The following is a 19,459-nucleotide window of genomic DNA, read 5'->3' on the forward strand; positions in this document are numbered from 1 at the left end:
AGGAGTCGCTGTGCCTGCCTCCCCCTTGCTCCACCATCACCTCGTCGGCCCGGACGATGCCCCGCCGCTGATTCTCGGTCCATCCCTGGGCACGTCCAAGGCCCTCTGGGAGCCCCAACTGCCCCTTTTGAGCCGCCGTTTCCGCGTGCTGCGCTTCGACCTGCCCGGACACGGCGGCTCAGGAACCGACCTCCTCGGCCATCCCGAGGCCGGAGGTACAACGGTCGATGACCTCGCATCGTTGGTACTGGACCTTGCCGATCACCACGGCTGGGATCACTTCCACTACGCGGGCGTCTCTCTCGGGGGTGCCATCGGGGCCCATCTCGCCGCCCACCATGCGAACCGTGTCGCCTCCTTGGCCCTGGTTTGCTCCTCCGCACACTTCGGCGCGCCGGCCGCCTGGCACGAACGTGCGGATCTGGTAAGGCTCAAGGGGACCACTCCCCTGCTGGAGACCAGCCCCAGCCGCTGGTTCGCCACGGCCGACTTCGCCGACGAGCCTTTCGGACGTCGGCTCCTCGCCGACCTCGCCGCGGCCGACCCGGTCGGCTACGCGGCGTGCTGTGGCGTTCTCGCCGCGCTGGACCTGCGCCCGGACCTCGGCCGGATCAGCGCCCCGACCCTCGTCGTCGGCGGCTCCCACGACACGGCCACACCGTGGGAACACGCCCAGGAACTGGCGACGGGCATTTCGCACGCAGTCCTCGAAACCATCGCCTGTGGACATCTCGCCGTCGAAGACCCCGAGTCTTTGGAAGCCGCACTCACGACGCATCTGGCCCATGCAACCGCTCGATGAGCCGGGCCGTTGTGAGCCCCTGCCGACGGCTTCCCATGGCCGCCCGGATCCATGGCGTGATCCAGGAACTCGGCCCCACCCCCCTTTCCGCACGGGGAACGCCGATGCGGGGGATGGTTGCCTGCACGCTGTCGCCTTCGACAGCTGTCCCGCCCCTGCGCTGACCAGGCCCGGTCGGTACCGGCCGAAGCGCCGTCGCACTGGCCGTCAAGCCGTTGTCCGGCGCGTAGTCGACGCAGGGGCCGCCCGGTGTGCGCGCCACGCCGGCGACCGCGACTCCGGTGCAGGCGCCGATCAGGTGGCCCGGCACCGTGGCTCCCGACTGGAGTCACCCCGAGTTCCTGGGTCACGGCGGATACCTGGTGGAGCCGGTCTTCGCCCGGTCGCGCCGCGGGACAGCGCCCCCGGCTCGACAGGAAACGAACACGGCACCTTGCGGATCTTGAAGCGTGGTACTCCGTGATCCACAAGGGCCGTACCCGCCTCGCGACCGGCGTCAGCCGGGCACTCACGTGATCAAACCGGGCGAACGTGCCTCTCCCCGGCGCCCTGCCCACGAACAGACGCTATTTCACGGAGAGACCCTCAGCGTCGCCGAATTCCCGCACTATATGCTCCGAGTCTGGCTTGACCCTGACGTGCCACGCTGGCTGGAACTGTGCACTGATGCCGAATTCCCACTCACCTGCTGGGAACTCCCCGTGTATCCAGGCAGCGGCCCTTGAGCAGCCGCGGGGCTGTAAGGCGGCGGGCCAGCCGTCATTTCGCTTTTTATTAGGCCGTGTTCGACCAGCGCCTCCCTTACCTCGGCCGGGCAGTCCGACGGAAGCCCCCTCCTTCGATATTCGGAGATATCACGCCCTAGGCGAATCTTCGTCCCATCACTTGCTTGGTTTTGGTAAGTTGGCAGCATGACCACACCGTCTTCTATAAGGTAGAGATCCAGCACCTCCCTAAACGCGTTCCAATAAATATCTCCTCGGTCATCCGGCATAATTCACTCCTTAATTGATTGTAGCCGCACGTGAATGCGACCTTAGTGTTTTACCGGCCAGTAATTGTTCGCACAACCGACGAAACTTTCATTCACGTCACATGCCGAAAATGCGATATGAGCCAGTAGTCAGTGTGGTTATGCATCTCAATGGGGAGGTCGTTTCAACATTCCTGTGGGAGTTACCTCGTTGAAGCCGGAACGATGTCGGCGACGTCGAAAGTCACCCGCGGGCCGAGAGTCTGACATTGATCTTGCGAAAAGACCGGGTGACTGACTCCCGAAGCCATCGCGAAACGACTCCCGTTCGGGGAGTGACACAACCAGGCCGGCACCGCCGTCAGGCGGAAAAGACTCACCGCTCAAAGCAACCATCCCGACCCGCTCCTCTCACACAGGCAGTCTCCGCTGAGACGAACAAAAAGCACCACGGCTCTGGTACCAGCCCAGTGAACTGCAACCTCACCTACACAACCACTACGCACACCGAGCCACAAAGGATCAGCCCCGCGCCTACAGGCTCCGGGGGGCTTTGGTTCGCCCGATTTGGTCACGCTATGCGGTGAAGGGTAAAAGTCGAACTACGAGTGGGTCATCGAGGGCGACGCCGAAGGCGACGGGCAGTGCGGGCAGCGTCTCGTTCTTGCGTAGGTGGGTCAGGACCGAGCAGCACAACCAGCCCTGCTGGGCGTGGCCCGCGCCGCGGCCCTTCTCGCGGAGCTGGCGCACCAGCTGCTCGCACTGGACGAGCAGATCGCGGCGACAAGAAGATCCAGGACCCTTCCGCACCGGCGACCCCGCAGAGATCATCGAGTCGCTGCCCAGCATGGCCTCTCCAGAACGCTGAGTTCGTCGCCATCGCCGGGGAGTGCGCGGGCGGACCTGAAGTCCTACCGCGACGCCGGCCGCCTGGCCGCATACGCCGACCTGGCCCCTGTACCACGCGACTGCGGACGCCGGGACCACCGCTGCCCGGGCGCACGGCATCGTCCAGGCGTGCCTCAGGCGAGAAGTCCTCATCCCGGCCGACCGGGCCTGCCAGGGCCCTGGCGCCACCGTCCGCTCTCCCTACTACGGCCGACGCGAACTCCCGGCGCTCTACCACCATTAGAACTGCGACCACGCCCGGCTCGGGGCTCCCGGTCAACGCGCCTTCGCGCAACTCAAGGCCCGGCGGATCCTACGCCGGGCCCGGTGCTCAACCAACAGCATCAGCCGCACCATCGCCGCCAAACACGCCCTGCTGATCTGCGGAAACAGAGGATGAGAGAGGTTCATTGATCCGGTGTTGGGAGTGGTGCGTCGTACGGGTCGATGGAGGTGTTCGCTCTCGTCACCGTGTGAGTTCTGGGATGTGTGGAGGTTGTATGTCAGCGCTAATCGCGGGGGCAAGCTGTGGTCAGCAGGAGGCGCGGCTGGGGCCCATATCCGCCGAGGCGTATCGTGCCTTCCTGGCATCCCGCGCCGGCTCCGCCCTGGCTCCCAGCTTTCTGCAGTGCCCGTCCTGGGCTGGGGTGAAGGGCGGCTGGCAGGCCCAACTCCTCGGTTGGGGGCGGCAGTCGGGCCCCGGGGCCGGAGAACTCAGCGGAGTGGCGCTGGTCTTGCTGCGTCAGTTCCCCCGTACTCGGAAGTACTTCGCCTATCTGCCCGAAGGGCCCGTCGCGGACTGGGCCGACCCGGATCTCGACGGCTGGCTCAACCCGCTGCTGCGCCATCTGCGCGCTGCGGGAGCCTTCGCCGTTCGCATCGGACCTGCACCCTACTACCGTCGGTGGGACGCCGCCGGCCTCAAGGCGGGGAGCGGCCCGGGGCGACGCGTGACCGACGTGCTCGCCCGTGAGGTCGATCCCCTGGGCGCCGCCGTCACCGAGCGGCTGCGGGCCCGCGGCTGGCAGCGCAGCGAAGACGACGGCGACGCACAGCCTCGCTACGTCTTCCAAGTGCCGCTGGCCGGGCGTACCTCCGACGACCTCTGGGCCTCTCTCAACCAGGAGTGGCGGCGCAACATACGTCGCGCACACAAGTCTGGTGTGGAGGTGACGGTGGGCGGCGCCGCCGACCTTGCCGAATTCTACCGGCTGCTGCAGATCACCGAAGAGCGCGACGGCTTCCGGCTCGGCCGTTCACTCGCATACTTCGAGCGCCAGTACGCGGCCCTCAACGCCGAGGAGCCGGGCCGGATGAGGCTCTATCTCGCCCGCCACCAGGGCGAGATCCTGGCCGCCCACACAATGATCACGGTGGGTCGGCGGATCTGGTACCAGACGGGGGCCTCCGCCGACCACAGGCGCGAGGTCCGCCCTTCCAACGCCCTGCAGTGGCAGATGATGCTCCACGCCCACGCCCGGGGCGCGGGGGTCTACGACATGCGCGGGGTACAGTCCACGCTCGACCCCGAATCCCGCTCGTTCGGGCTGCTGCGCTGGAAACTCGGCACCGGCGGCCACGTCGTCGAGACGCTCGGGGAATGGGAGACGCCATTGGACGGCACCGCGAACCACGCGCTGCACCGCGCCTTCCAGATGTACCTGGCCCGCCGATGAGCACCTCCGCGACTCCCGCGAGCGCCGACACTCCCACGACGGAGCAGCCGGCCCGCCTTCCCGGCTCGGTACTGCGCAGCGGCGCGGTCATGGCCGCAGGGTCCCTCGTCTCCCGCGCCACCGGATTCGTACGGTCCGCCGTGGTCGCCGCCGCGCTCGGCGTGGGGCTGGCCGGCGATGGCTACGCGGTCGGCAACACCGTGCCCAACATCGTCTACACGCTCCTCCTGGGCGGTGCGCTCAACGCCGTCTTCGTGCCCGAGCTGGTCAAGGCCTCCAAGAAGCACGCGGACGGTGGGGCCGCGTACACGGACCGGCTGCTCACCGTCTGCACGGTGGCCCTGCTGCTGATCACGGCCGGGGCGGTGTTCGGCGCGCCCGCCATCGTCGCGGCCTACACCGACTACACCGGAGCGCAGGCGGCGACGACGGTCGCCTTCGCGCGCTACTGCCTGCCGCAGATCTTCTTCCTCGGTCTGTTTACGCTGCTGGGGCAGGTGCTGAACGCCCGGGGCCGGTTCGGCGCCATGATGTGGACCCCGGTCCTCAACAACGTGGTCGTCATCGCCGTCTTCGGTCTGTACCTGGCGACGGCCGGAACGGGGGGCATGCTCACCCCCGGCGAGACCGCGCTGCTCGGCTGGGGCACCACGGCCGGGATCGTCGCCCAGGTGCTGGCGCTGCTGCCGTCCCTCCGGGCGGCGCGGTTCCGATGGCGGCCCAGGTTCGACTGGAGGGGCAGCGGGCTGTCCCATCCACTGCGCTCGGCCGGCTGGCTGGTGCTGCTCGTGCTCACCAACCAGCTCGCGTACTGGCTCGTGACCCGGCTCGCGACGATGGCGGGACAGCGCGCGGCGGCCGAGGGGATCGAAGGCGGGGCCGGGTTCAGCGCGTACAGCAACGCGTATCTGTTGTGGGCCGTGCCGCACGGGATCGTCACCGTCTCGCTGGTCACCGCACTGATGCCGCGGATGAGCAGGGCGGCGGCCGACGGTGACGCGGCGGGCGTGCGACGGGACGTCTCGTATGCCCTGCGCAGCAGCTCCGCCGCCGTGGTGCCCGCCGCGTGCGCGCTCGTCGCGCTCGCCGAGCCGATCATGGCAGTCGCCTTCCAATACGGCAGGACCGGCCCGGACGACATCGCCGTCATGGCGGGGGCGTTGATGGCCTTCGCGCCGGGGCTGATCGCCTTCTCCGGACAGTACGTCCTCTCACGCACCTTCTACGCGCTCTCCGACACTCGAACGCCGTTTCTACTGAACCTGGTGATCGCCGGCCTCAACGCCGGACTGTCCGTGGCCGCCTTTCTTGTGCTGCCCGCGCGCTGGGCTGTCACGGGCATGGCCGGGGCGTACTCGGTGGCGCTCTTCGCCGGCTGGGCGGTCACCGCGTACGTGCTGAACCGCAGGCTCCGGGTGACGACCGGTCCCGGGCGAGCGCTGTGGCGCTCCCCGTCCGCGTCCGCGCTGGCCCGGCTGCTGCTGGCCGCGGTCCCGGCCGCCGCACTCGGCCACCTGGCGGCCGCGCACGCGGCCTCCACCGGTCCGCTCGCCGCGGTGACCGCGGGCGCGGCCGCCATCCTGGCGACCTTCGCACTGCTGTCTCGTCCTCTGCGCCTGACCGAACTGGAGGCCGCTCTCAGGGCGGTGCCCCGCACACGTCGCCGTACCTCGCGAGGCGGTTCGGAGGACCGCCTTCGGCACCCCAACTGACCAGGTGCCACCTTGCGCAAGACCGCCTCAACCGCCTGCGTGATTGAACCAGGGACACCTTGCATGCGTTGCTCTTCGTATGGCGAAGCGTTCACCAGGCGGGAGAAAAGGACCAATGCTGCGCGGTCGGCTGCGACAAGGTCAGGCTGGTCACTGCGGCCGGCCGTACGGTGCCGCCGAGCCTTCTCGACGACTTGGGTGGCATCGCGGCAACGACGTGATGACGCCGGAGGGGCGCATGTTTGTCGAATCCTCCCTCCCCCTCGCCTTGGGCGTATGAGGAGGGAGGAGGCCGTGTTCCGCAACTGTGTGCCCATTGACCATAGTTACTTCCCGGCAAGCCCTCTGCATGGAACTTCCGAGTCTCAGAGGAGACCTACTTCCCTTGCTTGACTTTTCCAAGATCGCGCGTAGGCACGTACCGAAGGTGACGCTCGTCTGCTGCCTCGTCTCCACTTCGGCCTGCGGTGCCATAACCGAGGATAAACCGGCGCAACACCCTGAGCCGAGACACACACTGGCCGCTACCAAGGCTCAACGACCAGAGGCTGACGCCCGAATACTCGAAGTCACCCCCGATCAGTGGCGCAGGATGGTGGCAGCTGGAATGGTTTACAAGGAGTGCCCGGTCAGCAGTCGGTCCCAGTTGCGCCGCGTAGTGATGAATCACTACGGCTTTGACGGGAAGGTCAAGCGCGGAACGCTGGTCGTCAATACCGATGTAGCAGAAAGCGTGGCTCGGATCTTCACCATACTTTTCAATGAGAAATTCCCCATACGAAGCATGGAGCCACTTGAGGAATTCAATGGCGATGACCACGCCAGCGCGAAGGCAGACAACACTTCCGATTTCAACTGTCGGCGCCCTGATCAGATCAATGCCCCAGCTCCGGAATCCCCCCATGCCAATGGGCGCGCAATCGACGTCAATCCGATGGAGAACCCATGGAAAGATCCGCGCTGCGGATGCTGGTCACCCAGTGGGAAATTCAGACAGCGCAAAGAGGGTCCAGGTGTAATCCTGAAAGGAGATCTCCTATGGAGAACCTTCGTCAAGGAGGGGTGGGTCTGGCAAGATATTCGCGGAGTGGATTACATGCACTTTGACACCGGCTATCCGTCCAAGCATTACGCCGGACCGCCGTCCCGGGACAAGTGACCTTTTCCACCCTCTGTCCCTGCAGTGGTAGATGGGGGCGCTCGCTGCAGTCTTCCGCGGAATGAGGAACCCGAGGCAATCCAGCAGGACTTGTGGAGAGCCCGGTGCTCGGTAACGGGCACGCCGGGTTCGGGAGGCGGCCCGGGGAAATCCACCAGCAGCAATGCTGGCAGGGCGCCCCGGGCCGACCTCACCGCGCCGAAGGCAAACGACACGTCCAGGCCGTCCTCGCGCTCCCCCACCGCCGGGTCAACGTCCTGCGGGCCCTGCTGCGTGACGGACGATGCCACAGCCCCATACCGCCCGTCACGCCGGCAGCTTGACATCTCCATTAGGAATCGTCGTCGATCGTGTGCCGGAGTTCGTCCAGTTCTGTTCCCCCGGCCATCAGGTCGATGATTTCGTGGCGGGATTTCTCGCCGCGGGAGAACTGGGCCGCGACCTCTCCCTGGATGAGTACGGTGAACCGGTCGCCGATCCTGATCGCGTGTGTGGCGTTGTGGGTGATGAAGACGACGCCGATGCCGGACCGCCGTGCCGCGTCGACCTGCCGCAGGACGACAGCCGTCTCTTTGACTCCCAGCGCGGACGTCGGTTCGTCGAGGATGAGTACCCGCGCGCCGAAGTACATGGCTCGCGCGATGGCGAGGGCCTGTCGTTCGCCGCCGGACAGGGTGCCCACGAGCTGCCGGGGATCGGTGACGCGGCGGATGCCCATGGCTGCGACGTGCTCCAGCGCGACGCGGTCGGCCGTGGCCGTGTCGGTGCGCCGGAACGGTCCGCGGCCCTTGGCCGGTTCCAGGCCGAGGAAGAAGTTCTGCGAGACGCTCATGAGCGGGATCGCGCCCACGTCCTGGTGCACGGTGGCAATGCCCGCCGCCTGCGCATCGCGAGGGGAGCGGAAGGACTGCGGCTCGCCGGCGATTTCCACGGTTCCGCCGGTGGGCGGGTGGACCCCGGACATGATCTTGATGAGGGTGGACTTCCCGGCGCCGTTGTCACCGAGCAGGCAGTGCACCTCTCCCGGGTGCACGTCGATCGACGAAGACCACCTGCAGGGCATCCCGCGGATACGGGGTCTGTCCGTCCTGCGACACTCCGCCCCACAGATCGGCCACCAGAGTGCCGTGGCGGTAGACGGCAACCGTCGCCCCCTGGTCGTCGCCCGTGCGCAGGTTCGTCTCCAGAGCGTCACGCAGGTGCGCGAAATCCCTGGCGGCCCACCCACGCACCTCTGGCCGCGGCACAGTCCCTGCATTCGCCACGGGCCACCTCCTCTACGTCGGAGCTGTGAATGGCAGTGACCGTATGACGCGCATATTTCGTTCTACTAGGGACGTAATTCATTCGTAATAGGGGCTAACTACTAGTCAATATTGCCTGCATAGAACAAAATTAAGGCCATGCCGGCGCTTCCCCGTTCAAGCGGTTCGTTGTCCACGCGAGCCATCGATCTCCTCATCGTCAACGGCCCGATGCATCGGGCAGCCCTCGCCGAGCAAGCTGGCTGGGCACGGTCGACCACCAGCCGCGTCATCGGAGAGCTCGTGGCCGAGGGGTTCGTCGTCGAGACCGACATCGTGATGACGGGCAGCCGTGGACGCCCGCACCGGCTGCTGACGTTGAATCCCGACGCCGGGTGCGCCGTCGGGATCGACTTCGGCTACCGGCACATACGAGCGGTGGTCGCAGACGCCGCGCGCCGCATCCGCGCCCTCGCGGTCGGAGAGCTGGAGGTCGACTACCCGCCGGAAACGGGCGTGCGGGTGGCCGGTGAACTGGTGGGCGAAGCACTGTCACAGGCCCGGCTGCCGGACGACGCACTCCTCGGCGTGGGTGCCGCCGTGCCCGCACCGATCGACCGGCGCACCGGCAAGGTCACGCATTCCAGCATGATCCCGACGTGGGCGGGGCACGACGTCGCCGCGCACCTGCGACACATCCTGCACTTGCCGGTCACGGTGGACAACGACGCCAAGCTCGCCGCCGCGGCCGAGACCTACTGTGGGACCGGGCAGGGCTACGGTGCGTACCTCTTCTTCAAGCTCCACTCCGGTGTCGGCGGAGCACTCGTCCTGGGCGGCAACATCATCGACGGCGGCAACGGCAGCGCGGGCGAGTTCGGACACGCCAGCCTGGACCTGACAGGTCCCGTGTGCCGCTGCGGAGCACGCGGCTGTCTCGAGGTCTACGCGGGAATCCCCGCCATCCTCGAAGCGCTGCGCCCGGCCCACGGGCAGCTCACCCTCGCCCAGGCCACCGGCCTGCTCGAGGCGAGTGACCCCGCGGTTCGGCGCATCTTTCGCGAAGCCGCCGCCAAAGTGGGCCAGGCGGCGAGTCTCCTGTGCAACGGCTTCAACCCCGACGCCATCATTCTCGGAGGCGCCCTCGCCCGAGCCTCCGAGCACCTCATCCCCGAAATCAAGAACTGCATCAGGGAACTGGCTTTACCGACCAACCACGACGTCACCGTCCTCGCCACCGGCCTGGGGCCGGAAGCCTCAGCGATGGGAGCGGTGCGCCTCGCCTTCACCCAACTCGCGCGCAGAACGACCCGCCCGAGGTGACACCCGAGTTACCTTCTTCGCGGTCCTGCAAGAGTGCCGTCGGCCTCCGGGCCCAGCCCGCCTCGATCGGAGCCCTGCCCCTGACGGTCGCCGGTGACGCCGGCTGCAAGGTCGTCATACAACGGCGCCGTGATCGCGGACGCCGCACGGACGATGCCGCACACCTTGCGCTCTTTGGGCGTTGTCACGTTGTTGGGTGCGTGGGTGTCTGACGGCGCGTTCGAGCGGGTGGGGCCTGGTGCGGGATTCTGGGTCGGCTTGTGGCGGGCGGGCTGATGTTCTTGATGATCTGGTCCCGGATGGTGAAGCGGATGGTCATCCCGAGGCGGTGTTCGGCGGCCGCGCAGTTGGTGGGCGTAGGTCTGCCCGAACTTCGCGCACAAGCGGCGTACGGTCTCGTGGGAGACGATCACACCGCGCTGGAGCATGAGCTCTTCGACTTCGCGGAAGCTGAGCGGGAAGCGGAGGTACAGCCACACGCAGTGGGAGATCACCTCCACCGGGTACCGGTGCCCCCCTTACGGCGGTGACGCGTCCCTCACGGACAACCCTCTCCAGCTCGATCGGGCACGCCCGGCGGAACAGGCCGCGCCTGACCGGCTCCGCGTCTGCGCGCACTCCCACGGCGACCCACGGCGCCGCGGCGAGAGAAGGCCTCACGCGACGGACCAGGGGTCGCGCCGCGTGGGTGGCGTACAGGAGTGAGCGGACCTGCTTACTTCCAGGCGCGGTCGAGAAAGTCGGCGATCAGTGGGGCGATCTCCGGCAGATGGGTCTCGAGGGCGAAGTGGCCGGTGTCGAAGAGGTGGAGTTCGGCGTCGGGCAGGTCGCGAAGGTAGGCGTGGGCCCCGGGCTCAGGGAAGAAGGGGTCGTGGCTTCCCCAAGTGATGAGGGTAGGCGGGGTGTGCCGGCGCAGCCACGCCTGCCAAGCGTCGTAGTGCTCGATGTTGGAGTGGTAGTCGAAGATCAGTGCCTGCTGGGCCTCCTTGCGGCCCGGCAGGTCCAGGAAGCTCTGGTCGAGGGTCCAGCCTTCCGGGGCGATCAGGTCGGGGCTGGTGACGCCGGTCTCGTACTGGCTTCGGGTGCCGTCGAGGGTGAGCATGCCCTGGATCGCGTCCTGGCCGCCCGGGGTCTGCGGGGTGAGGCTGAGGATGCCGCGGGCCGCTTCTGAGAGTCCTTCCTCGTACGCGTTGCCGTTCTGTACGACCAGTCCGGCGATCCATTCGGGGTGGCGTTCGGCGATGCGGAAGCCGATGGGCGCGCCGAAGTCGAAGACGTACATCACGAACCGGTCGAGGTCGAGGAGCTTGATGAAGCCTTCGGTGATGTCGGCGAGCCGGTCGAACGAGTAGGTGAAGCCGTCCGGGACCTGGGTGTGGCCGAAGCCGGGGTAGTCCGGGGCGATCAGCCGGTAGCGGGAGCCGAGCACGTCGATGAGGCGGCGGAACTGGTGAGATCCGGACGGAAAGCCGTGCAGCAGCAGCAGTACGGGCGCGTCGGCCCGGTCGGGGAGTGACTCGCGGTAGAAGACGCGGACGCCGTCGACCTCCAGGTGGCGGTGGACGGTGCGGGCGACTGCAGAGAACATGCCTAACCCCTTCTTCGGCGATAGATGTATTAGGTATAGCGAGGGTCTCACTAACGTGTCAATGTGAGGATGTATCATTAGAAATATGAGTGACCTCGTGCCTCTGACCGGAGAACCGCTGGCGCTGGACCTGGTCAACACCCGTACGGCCGTCGGTGACCTGCTCGCGACCCCGGAAGACCTGCGGGCCTGGTGGGCTCTCCAGGTCGGCCGCCACCCGGACCCGGTGCCACAGGAGGTGACCGCTGCGGACCTGGCCGCCGTGCAAGCCGTGCGGGAGCACATCGCCCGCGCCCTCGACCACGCTCGCCGAGGCGTTGAGCCCCTGTCTGCCGACTTGGAGGCGCTCAACCAGGCGCAGCGTGCCGCGCCTGCGATCAACGAGCTGGCGTGGAACGGGGTGGCGGTGGCCGCCACGCGCCGACGCGACGGCTCACTGGGCCGGCGGCTGGCGGGCTGCCTCGCGGAAGCCGCCGCCGAACTGCTGGCAGATCCGGCGGTAACCAGGATCCGCGAGTGCGAGGCGGATGGGTGCGTGATGCTCTTCCTGCCCGCCCATCCGCGCCGCCGCTGGTGCTCGGCCGCCCGCTGCGGCAACCGAGTGCGCGTCGCCCGCCACTATCAGCGCCACAAGGCCGGATAGCCCGGGCGGTCCGCACCTTCGGGCACGCTCACGCGTCGACACCCATAAGCGCAATCACACGGCAGTCGCCATCGATGAACACGGGCGCGAACTGGGCAGCCACACAACAGGTACCACCAGCGCCGATCACCTGCGCTTACTCGTCTGGGCACGTCGCTTCGGTGAGCACCGCATGTGAGCGGTGAAAGACTGCCGCCGGCTCTCGCGCCGCCTCGAGGCAGACCTCCTCGCAGCGGGCGAGCAGATCGTGCGCGTTCCACCCAAGCTCATGGCCCACCGCCGCACCGCCGCCCGCACCTATGGCAAATCCGACCCCATCGACGCTCCGGCCGCAGCTCGAGCGGCACTGCGGGAACCCGACCTGCCCACCGCGCATCTGGACGGCACAAGCAGGGACGTCCGCTTGCTCATGGACCACCGCGACGATCTGGTCGCCGAACGCACCCACGTGATCAACCGGCTGCGCTGGCACCTGCACGAACTCGATCCGGCCCTGGACGCTCCAGCTCGCAGCCTCACCCAGCCCAAACACGTGTGCACGGTGTGCGACGTCCTCGACGGTCGAATCGGCATCGTCGCGCGCCTGGCCAGGCAACTCCTGGCCGGCTGCCAAGAGCTCACCACGATCGTCCGAGAACTGGAAGCCGAGATCACCGTCCTCATCAGCCGCCTCGCCCCGGCTCTCCTGGAGATTCCGGGCTGCGGAGCTCTCACCGCGGCGGAGGTCCTCGGAAAGACCGCTGGGATCGCACGCTTCAAGTCCAAGAGTGCTTACGCCCGGCACAACGGGACCGCGCCCTTGCCGGTATGGTCCGGCAACCGAGAACGTCACCGCCTCAGCCGCATGGGAAACCGACAGCTCAACGTCGCACTACACCGCATTGCGATCACGCCGGCTCACTACCACCCCGAGGCACGAGCCTACCTGCAGCGCCGACGGGACGCCGGCGACACGAGCACCGAAGAAATCCGCGCCCTCAAGCGCAGGCTCTCTGATGTCGTTTACCGGGCCTTACGCCGCGACGCTCTCCTCTCCGCTGAGCAGCCGGTCCACCTCGCAGCAACCGCTTGACATAGAAGCAAGCGGACGTGACCCATGTTCTCGGCTCGATCCCCTGCACAGCATCCTCAGGTGAACACGACCCGAGGTAGCGGGGCCGCCGTTTCGCAGCCGGTCGGTGGGCGGGGGCACCTACCGGGGAGGGCGTTTCTTCCCCCTGCTCGCCTGAGTCCGCCGCATCGGAAAGCCCCCAGTGGTGGGGGAAGGAGCCGCAGACTCAGAGGCCGAAGTCGAGTCGTCGGGCCCACACTTCGCAGCCGCCTCGGCAACGTCAGAGTTCTTTTCGTACCAGGCAGCAGCGATCTTTTGGGCCTCAGTCAGTCCCTCTGCGGTTGGACTGCTTCGGGTCGTTTCTCAGAGATGACAACCACCTTTCAGCCATGCACGCGAGGCCGCATCACACATGCCTCCTACCTCTGATAGCTACGTTGCCCGACGTCGGCCGGTTCATTGGACCGGAAGTCCGACGATCGTGCCGAGTGCGACGCCGCAGTGGCCCGGCATGAAAACGCACTCGGCCCTTCCCGGTTTCGCCATCCACGGCAGTTCGCCCGTCTTCAGGTGGATGTGCTTCACCAGGTCCGGGGATGGGGTCGGTCCGCTGATGTTTCGGCGGGTGCTTGTGCCCCGCGTGCAGGTGGTCCGACTCCAGGTGCAGGTTGCAGCCGTTCCTGGAGCCGGTCGAACCGGCGGAGCGGTTCATACGTGTAGTTCATAGCGACCCTTGGAGGGCCTGGCGGTGGGCGGTGAGGTCGGGTCGCCCGCCTCAAGGACCTCGCCGGTGTCGGCGCAGGCACGGTGACGCGAGCAGAGCACGGGCGGGGAAGATGATGACCGATCAGACACGGGCGGCATCGCTCTGCCTGCCTCGGTCCCCAAGAAACGGCCGCACCCGCGCGACCCGTCCGCTGCACGGCGGGCTCAGTGACAACGGCCGTGAGCATGAACCGGGTTTCAAGGCGCGACGTCCACGCTCGACCGAGCTGCTTTCATGAGGAAAGGGAGAATCGCCCCGATGCGCAACGAGGACATCGTGCCGGGAGGGCCGGGCAGTGAACGCGTGGTCGCGGGCCGCTACCGTCTGCTGACCGCCCTCGGTGAGGGCGGCATGGGAACCGTGTGGCGCGCCCGCGACGAGGTGCTGCACCGCGAGGTCGCCATCAAGGAGGTACGCGCCCCAGCCGGTCTGTCCGTCGCCGATGTCGAGCGGATGTATACCCGGCTGGAGCGGGAGGCATGGGCCGCGGCCCGGATACCAGACCGCAACGTGGTGACGGTCTACGACGTGGCCACCGACGGCGGTCGCCCCTGGATCGTCATGGAACTGGTCCGCGGACAGTCACTGGCCGACCTGCTGCGGACCGAGGGACCGCTCACCCCGCAGCGGGCCGCGCACCTCGGCGCCGAAGTGCTCTCCGCGCTGCGCGCCGCGCACGCCGCAGGGGTGCTGCACCGCGACGTGAAGCCGGCCAACGTGCTGCTGGCGAACGACGGCCGGGTGGTGCTCACCGACTTCGGCATCGCGATGGTCGAGGGCAGCTCTGCCCTCACCATGACCGGCGAAGTCGTCGGCTCCCCCGAGTACCTCCCGCCGGAGCGGGCACTGGGCCGCACCCCGGGCCCCGAGTCGGACCTGTGGTCCCTGGGCGTACTGCTGTACGCGGCCGTCGAGGGCAGTACCCCGTTCCGGCAGGACACCCCGCTGAGCACCCTCCGCGCCGTCGTCGACGCGGAACTGCCGCCCCCGCGCCAGGCCGGCCCGCTCACCCCGGTCATCGAAGGACTCCTCCGCAAGGACCCTGGTCAACGCATCCCCGCCGAACAGGCCGAACAGGCCCTGCGGAACATCGGAGCGGGCGGCAAGCCACCTACCGAGCCCACGCCGGAAACCACCAACGCGCCCACCGTTGTGGCGCACCCCCGGACACAGCCGTCAGCCGCCCACCAGGCTCCGACGGGGCCCGCCGTCGCAGCGCCCGCGATCGTCCGCCCGCCGCGCAACCGGCGCACCACGCTCGTCCCGGTCGCCGCCGCGGCCGCGTGCGCCCTGGTCGTGATCGGGTTGGGCTACACGCTGGTGGGCCGCGGAGGGGGCAACGGATTGAGCGCCAACCAGTCTCCTGCCGGGGCGAGTTCGTCGCGAACGCTGGACGGCGTCTCGCAGGACGCCGGACACGGCTCCGCGCCCGCCGGGCAGGACGAGGAGCAGAACACCCCTGCTTCGCAGGCTGTACGAGTGACGGTGACGGGTTCGAACACGGCCTACACGGGCGCCTGCCCGTCGCCCAGCGATCAGGCGCCGACCTTCACGGCGACGTTCGCAGTGGGCCGAGTGCCTGCCCAGATCTCCTATCGATGGGTGTCCAAGGACGGCTCAGTGGTCGATCGGAGCTGGCGTATCCTGTCGTTCGCGGGAGATGGAGACCGTACAGGGCAGGACACGGTGCACCTGACGACGCACTCGGGAACCGGGACACTCGAGAGCGAGATCGGCGTGGAGGTCAGAGGACCGCTGCGGACGACCTCCAACACGGTGCCGTTCTCGGTGACGTGCAGGGACTAGGAGCGCGACGACCGGGTCACTGACTCCGCCCGCTGACAGATCGACTGCGTTGCGGAGCACCGTTGCGCTTTCCGGCCGGGAAGCGCAACGCGGATACCCGGCGGGCCTTCGAGAGCCGGCACACCCTGAACGTGCCGTCCTCCCCGGGCAGGCCCGGTCCCCGTCGCGAAGCGTCTGCAGGAGCATGTACGAGGGGCCGCCGCGAGCCAGGGGTGCTCCGTCTCCGCGTCGGCCGACTCGCCGGCCTTCACTCCGTAGTTCAGCCAGAAGCCACGCCGCCAGTACTCACGGCGCCGCTCCAGGGCAGTGGCCACGCCGCTCGCCAGAAGTTCCTCAACTCCTCGCACATCTGCGCCCGCTCGAGCGCAGGCTCGAGCAGTCGGCGGCGACCGGACCGCATGGTGGCACTCCATTCGCAGCTCTGCACGGGCTCCGGTGCCAGCGGCGGGAGATGGGCTTCGGCAGGCGCGGTTCCGCGGGGCGGGCGAAGTTGTCGCGAACGGTTGAACCAAACCGACTCACGCGTGCGTAGTGGTGACGTACGAGTCCACCCCAGTGCCGGATCGGCCGCGCGGTGTGGCCCGTTTTCCCAGCTGGGCGTCGTTCGCAAGGAGTGTGGAGTGCCATCGGTCATCGTGGGACGCACGGGTCCCTTCACTGGTCAGAGCGTGGTTCTGGGCAGTGCTCCCCTGACGTTCGGACGCAAGGGCGAAAACGGTGTCGTGATCGTGAGTCCCAACGCCTCCCGCCTGCATGCCGAGATCGTCGCGGAGGACGCCGGCTTCGTTCTCTACGACCGCAACAGCCGGAACGGAACCTTCGTCAACGACCAGCGCATCACACGGCATGTGCTGCGCCCCAACGACTGCATACAAATCGGTGAGGAGACCTTCCTCTTCGAAGCGCAGGACGCCATGGAGACGATCATGGATCTCTCCCTGCTCGACGTTCCCCGCATGAACGCCTCCGCGGCCCCTGACGTACTCCGGGTCACGATCACCGGCGGAGGCCCGGTTGGTCTCGCCTTCGCGCTGGCGCTCGAGACCATGCTGCACGGGCGGGTGGCCATCACCCTCTACGACGGACGGTGGATCAAGAACGGCCCCACGGTCGTCTGGAAGGACGAGACCCACGGAAACGTCCGTCGCCAGCAAGTGGTGACCATCCAGAGCCGGCAGTACCTCGGCCTGTCCGACGAGGTGCAGTCGGCGCTGTTCGACGCCGACGCCTACTCGGAGATGTGGCCCGTTGGACCGGACTCCGTGGACGGCCGGCCTCCCCGAAACATCCGGATCGCCCACCTCGAGGACCGGCTCCTGGAGCTGGCGAACAAGAAGGCGGCGATCCGGCTGGTCCCGAAGCGCTTCGACCCGTCGGAACACCAGAACCGGCTCTCCCAGGAACACCTCCTGGTGATCTGTGAGGGCGGGCGGTCCCGCACGCGGGAGTACTACGCCGACCGCTTCGGCGCGGCCGACGCCTCGATCTACTCCCTCGATGGTGAACATCTGCAGGATGTCGTGCTGGGGCTCCGGGTGAAGTCGAAGCTGCCGGACCCGATGAGCGTCCTGCTGACCGTGTCGCAGAACAGGTTCCTGCTCAACTCGCTGCGTGGCGAAGGCTTCCTGAACATGCGGCTCACCCGCGAGGAAGCCCACAACGTGATCGGCATCGATCCGGTGCGCCACGCCTTCGAGGAATGCATCGCGGCTCGTCCGTGCGTGATGAGCCGCGAAGAGGACAATGAGTTCCGTTGCCCCACCCACGGGACACTCTTCCTGCCTGCCTTGCTGCGCAGCTCGCCCCTGTGGAAACGGATCCGGGAGGGCCTGAAGCTGTTCGACGTGGCCGAGGACGACCTCAGCGCGATCACGTCGTTCCGGCTGGACATGGTGCAGCGCCCGCGGTTCACGGCCCAGCTCAGCCGCCCGACCGCGACGAGCCCGGGCACCTACGGCTTCCTGCTGGGCGACGCGGCCAACGCCATCCACTTCTGGCCGGGGCGCGGTCTCAACAGCGGCCTCGCCTCCGCCCTTTCCCTCGCCCGCTCCCTCAGCCGCGCGTGGCAGGGAGGGCAGCTGCGCGACGCCGACTTCATCCGGCACGAGGCGGCGATGTCCATGCTTCAGTACCGGCACAAGAGCCGGGCCTGGAACGCCATGGTGACCACCGACGAACAGGGCGTCACCCGCGCCATCAAGGACATCATCGCCCACAGCATGGAGCAGGGCCCCGACACCGGCTCCGCACAGCAGCCGTCCGATCTCGACGCGCTGTTGGATCGCATGCGCACGATCCGAGAGCGTCTCGCGTCCCGTCTCCCCGGCATGCCCGCCGACGAGGAACTGCGCGACCACCTTGCCAAGCTCGCCCCGGCCACGCTCCGGACACTCCAGGAAAGCGGCGCCTGGGACACCTTGATCGTGGGCGGCGAGGAAGCCGACATCGACCTCTTCTACCAGTCGGACTCTCCTGTCTACGTCCCTCGTCCCGCCGACCCCCGGAGCGTCGCACCCGCCCACGTGCCGCAGGAGGCGTGGTTCCTGAACCCGCATGACGCGAGGCAGGCCGCCGAAGCATCCTGACCTTTGTGCGGAGCCCGACCGTGGCCACCCGCAGCGCGGCCGAACGGGAGATCGCGATGGCGGCGCAGCGGGAGAGGCGGGCGCGCCGGCACGGCGCGCCAGTGCCAACGCCTCGGCTGCAGAGTCAAGTTGGTCGGACCATCGGGTCGTGACTGACGCCGCCTCCTTGCTCCTGCGGATCCTGAATCCGAAGGTCGCAGGCGCGAGCAAAGGTCAGCGCATCCATGACAGATCCGTCCCGGATGCAGCAGGTAATCGTCATCGTTGCCGCCCTGGACTCGGGTGATACCTGAAGGGCATCTCAGAGGCACCATTGGGTATTGGACTGGCACCATGCGGTGGACAATGCTCATTCCATGAATGTGTGGCAGACGAATAGCCGCACTGTCGCCAATTTTACTCTCCGCGCCATTTTGCTGCGGCTGGAGCCAAAGGTCCTGGTTTTCGCTTGGGAGAAGGCATGGGCGCTCATGTGAGTGGCAGCGGAGGCACTTCGCCGGCCCCGATCGACGCGAACGCGGTCCTGTGGCCCGCCCCGAGAGCGAGCGGGCCGGGCGGCTCCTGCTGCCTGGGTCGAGGGTAACTGCGCTTGCTCATCCTCCGTCCTGACGACGTGTAACGGACCGCTCGTCGTGTTCCGCAGTCCGCGCGGACGCCATGGGCGAAGGCCCCGGTCTCGTCGTCCACCCGTACCTGCTGAGGCGGCACGGACATGACCGCCCCGCCAAGCACCTCGACTGCAAGGAGCCTCACCGTGGAGAGTCCACATTTCTCCGCCGCTGTGACCGTCAATGTGACGGTCAACGGGGCATCGCATCTCGTGGAATGCGATGCGCGCACCACCCTGCTCGACCTGCTGCGCGAGCGGCTTCGGTTGAACGGCACCAAGAAGGGCTGCAACCGTGGCGAGTGCGGGGCCTGCACCGTTCTGGTGGACGGGGAGCGGGTGAACGCCTGCATGGTCCTCGCCGCCGGCCTCGACCGCCGTCAGGTCACCACGGTCGAGGGACTGGCCGAGGACGGCCGACTCCACCCGGTGCAGCAGGCCTTCCTCGACTCGGACGCATTCCAGTGCGGCTTCTGCACGCCGGGCCAGATCATGTCCGCTGTCGGTTGTATCCGGGAGGGCCACGCCTCCTCGAACGAGGAGATCCGGGAGTGGATGAGCGGCAACATCTGCCGCTGCTCGGCATACCCGCAGATCGCCGCTGCCGTCGCGACGGCTGCACGTCAGGAGGTGTGA

Annotated in this window: 12 protein-coding genes and 5 pseudogenes; 14 read left to right on the forward strand and 3 right to left on the reverse strand. The window is 67.7% G+C overall.

From position 1 onward, the window contains the following. The first annotated feature begins 10 nt into the window (after positions 1 to 10). The 7 genes and pseudogenes from AAW14_RS28750 to AAW14_RS28780 all read left to right on the forward strand — a co-directional run. On the forward strand, positions 11 to 802 hold the full coding sequence (locus tag AAW14_RS28750; protein ID WP_265566946.1) for an alpha/beta fold hydrolase: 792 nt from the start codon (positions 11 to 13) through the stop codon (positions 800 to 802). A 1,657-nt stretch (positions 803 to 2,459) separates the two neighbouring features. Next, positions 2,460 to 2,789 (forward strand): annotated as a pseudogene (locus AAW14_RS28755) (IS110 family transposase); the annotation flags it as partial. Beyond that, a pseudogene (locus tag AAW14_RS28760) lies at positions 2,728 to 3,063 on the forward strand (IS5/IS1182 family transposase); the annotation flags it as partial. The pseudogenes AAW14_RS28755 and AAW14_RS28760, both read left to right, overlap by 62 nt. A gap of 100 nt (positions 3,064 to 3,163) precedes the next feature. After that, positions 3,164 to 4,339, forward strand: a complete 1,176-nt coding sequence (locus tag AAW14_RS28765) for a lipid II:glycine glycyltransferase FemX (protein ID WP_265566947.1) — start codon at positions 3,164 to 3,166, stop codon at positions 4,337 to 4,339. Beyond that, positions 4,336 to 6,051 (forward strand): murein biosynthesis integral membrane protein MurJ, encoded by a 1,716-nt coding sequence (gene murJ, locus AAW14_RS28770; protein ID WP_265566949.1) that lies wholly within the window; start codon positions 4,336 to 4,338, stop codon positions 6,049 to 6,051. The genes AAW14_RS28765 and murJ overlap by 4 nt, the downstream gene beginning before the upstream one ends. A 385-nt stretch (positions 6,052 to 6,436) precedes the next feature. Further along, entirely contained in the window at positions 6,437 to 7,210 is a 774-nt protein-coding gene (locus tag AAW14_RS28775) for a M15 family metallopeptidase (RefSeq protein ID WP_265566951.1), read from the forward strand. 194 nt (positions 7,211 to 7,404) lie between these two features. Continuing rightward, a pseudogene (locus AAW14_RS28780) lies at positions 7,405 to 7,533 on the forward strand (IS110 family transposase); the annotation flags it as partial. 8 nt (positions 7,534 to 7,541) lie between these two features. Here AAW14_RS28780 and AAW14_RS28785 read toward each other — a convergent pair. After that, complete coding sequence (locus tag AAW14_RS28785; RefSeq protein ID WP_265566953.1) at positions 7,542 to 8,273, reverse strand: ATP-binding cassette domain-containing protein; 732 nt, start codon at positions 8,271 to 8,273, stop codon at positions 7,542 to 7,544. Positions 8,274 to 8,613: 340 nt separating this feature from the next. Here AAW14_RS28785 and AAW14_RS28790 point away from each other — a divergent pair, with 340 nt between their 5' ends. After that, entirely contained in the window at positions 8,614 to 9,777 is a 1,164-nt protein-coding gene (locus AAW14_RS28790; protein ID WP_265566954.1) for an ROK family transcriptional regulator, read from the forward strand. 53 nt (positions 9,778 to 9,830) lie between these two features. Next, positions 9,831 to 9,987: pseudogene (locus AAW14_RS28795) on the forward strand (IS110 family transposase); the annotation flags it as partial. Between the two features lie 107 nt (positions 9,988 to 10,094). Here the strand turns inward: AAW14_RS28795 and AAW14_RS28800 are convergent. Both AAW14_RS28800 and AAW14_RS28805 read right to left on the reverse strand, forming a co-directional pair. Further along, positions 10,095 to 10,277 (reverse strand): annotated as a pseudogene (locus tag AAW14_RS28800) (IS6 family transposase); the annotation flags it as partial. 215 nt (positions 10,278 to 10,492) lie between these two features. Then, on the reverse strand, positions 10,493 to 11,365 hold the full coding sequence (locus AAW14_RS28805; RefSeq protein WP_265566956.1) for an alpha/beta fold hydrolase: 873 nt from the start codon (positions 11,363 to 11,365) through the stop codon (positions 10,493 to 10,495). Positions 11,366 to 11,450: 85 nt separating this feature from the next. Between AAW14_RS28805 and AAW14_RS28810 the strand changes: the two genes are divergently transcribed. From AAW14_RS28810 to AAW14_RS28830, 5 genes are all read left to right on the forward strand, one after another. After that, positions 11,451 to 12,008, forward strand: a complete 558-nt coding sequence (locus AAW14_RS28810) for a CGNR zinc finger domain-containing protein (RefSeq protein ID WP_265566958.1) — start codon at positions 11,451 to 11,453, stop codon at positions 12,006 to 12,008. A 181-nt stretch (positions 12,009 to 12,189) separates the two neighbouring features. Then, positions 12,190 to 13,080 (forward strand): transposase, encoded by an 891-nt coding sequence (locus tag AAW14_RS28815; RefSeq protein WP_265566960.1) that lies wholly within the window; start codon positions 12,190 to 12,192, stop codon positions 13,078 to 13,080. Positions 13,081 to 14,083: 1,003 nt separating this feature from the next. Further along, the gene (locus AAW14_RS28820; RefSeq protein ID WP_265566962.1) at positions 14,084 to 15,631 is read left to right on the forward strand and encodes a serine/threonine-protein kinase; all 1,548 of its coding nucleotides are present in this window, start codon (positions 14,084 to 14,086) and stop codon (positions 15,629 to 15,631) included. A 620-nt stretch (positions 15,632 to 16,251) separates the two neighbouring features. Continuing rightward, a complete protein-coding gene (locus AAW14_RS28825) occupies positions 16,252 to 18,216 on the forward strand; it encodes an FHA domain-containing protein (protein ID WP_265566964.1) in 1,965 nt (654 codons plus the stop codon). Positions 18,217 to 18,970: 754 nt separating this feature from the next. Beyond that, complete coding sequence (locus AAW14_RS28830) at positions 18,971 to 19,459, forward strand: (2Fe-2S)-binding protein (protein ID WP_416223391.1); 489 nt, start codon at positions 18,971 to 18,973, stop codon at positions 19,457 to 19,459.

This window comes from Streptomyces hygroscopicus (genome assembly GCF_026168105.1).
Classification (GTDB): domain Bacteria; phylum Actinomycetota; class Actinomycetes; order Streptomycetales; family Streptomycetaceae; genus Streptomyces; species Streptomyces hygroscopicus_D.

Coding starts and splice junctions, on each gene's coding strand:
- murJ (WP_265566949.1), top strand. CDS start 4,336: ATGAGCACCTCCGCGACTCCCGCGAGCGCCGACACTCCCACGACGGAG.
- AAW14_RS28765 (WP_265566947.1), top strand. CDS start 3,164: ATGTCAGCGCTAATCGCGGGGGCAAGCTGTGGTCAGCAGGAGGCGCGG.
- AAW14_RS28785 (WP_265566953.1), bottom strand. CDS start 8,273: ATGCCCTGCAGGTGGTCTTCGTCGATCGACGTGCACCCGGGAGAGGTG.
- AAW14_RS28820 (WP_265566962.1), top strand. CDS start 14,084: ATGCGCAACGAGGACATCGTGCCGGGAGGGCCGGGCAGTGAACGCGTG.
- AAW14_RS28805 (WP_265566956.1), bottom strand. CDS start 11,365: ATGTTCTCTGCAGTCGCCCGCACCGTCCACCGCCACCTGGAGGTCGAC.
- AAW14_RS28790 (WP_265566954.1), top strand. CDS start 8,614: ATGCCGGCGCTTCCCCGTTCAAGCGGTTCGTTGTCCACGCGAGCCATC.
- AAW14_RS28810 (WP_265566958.1), top strand. CDS start 11,451: ATGAGTGACCTCGTGCCTCTGACCGGAGAACCGCTGGCGCTGGACCTG.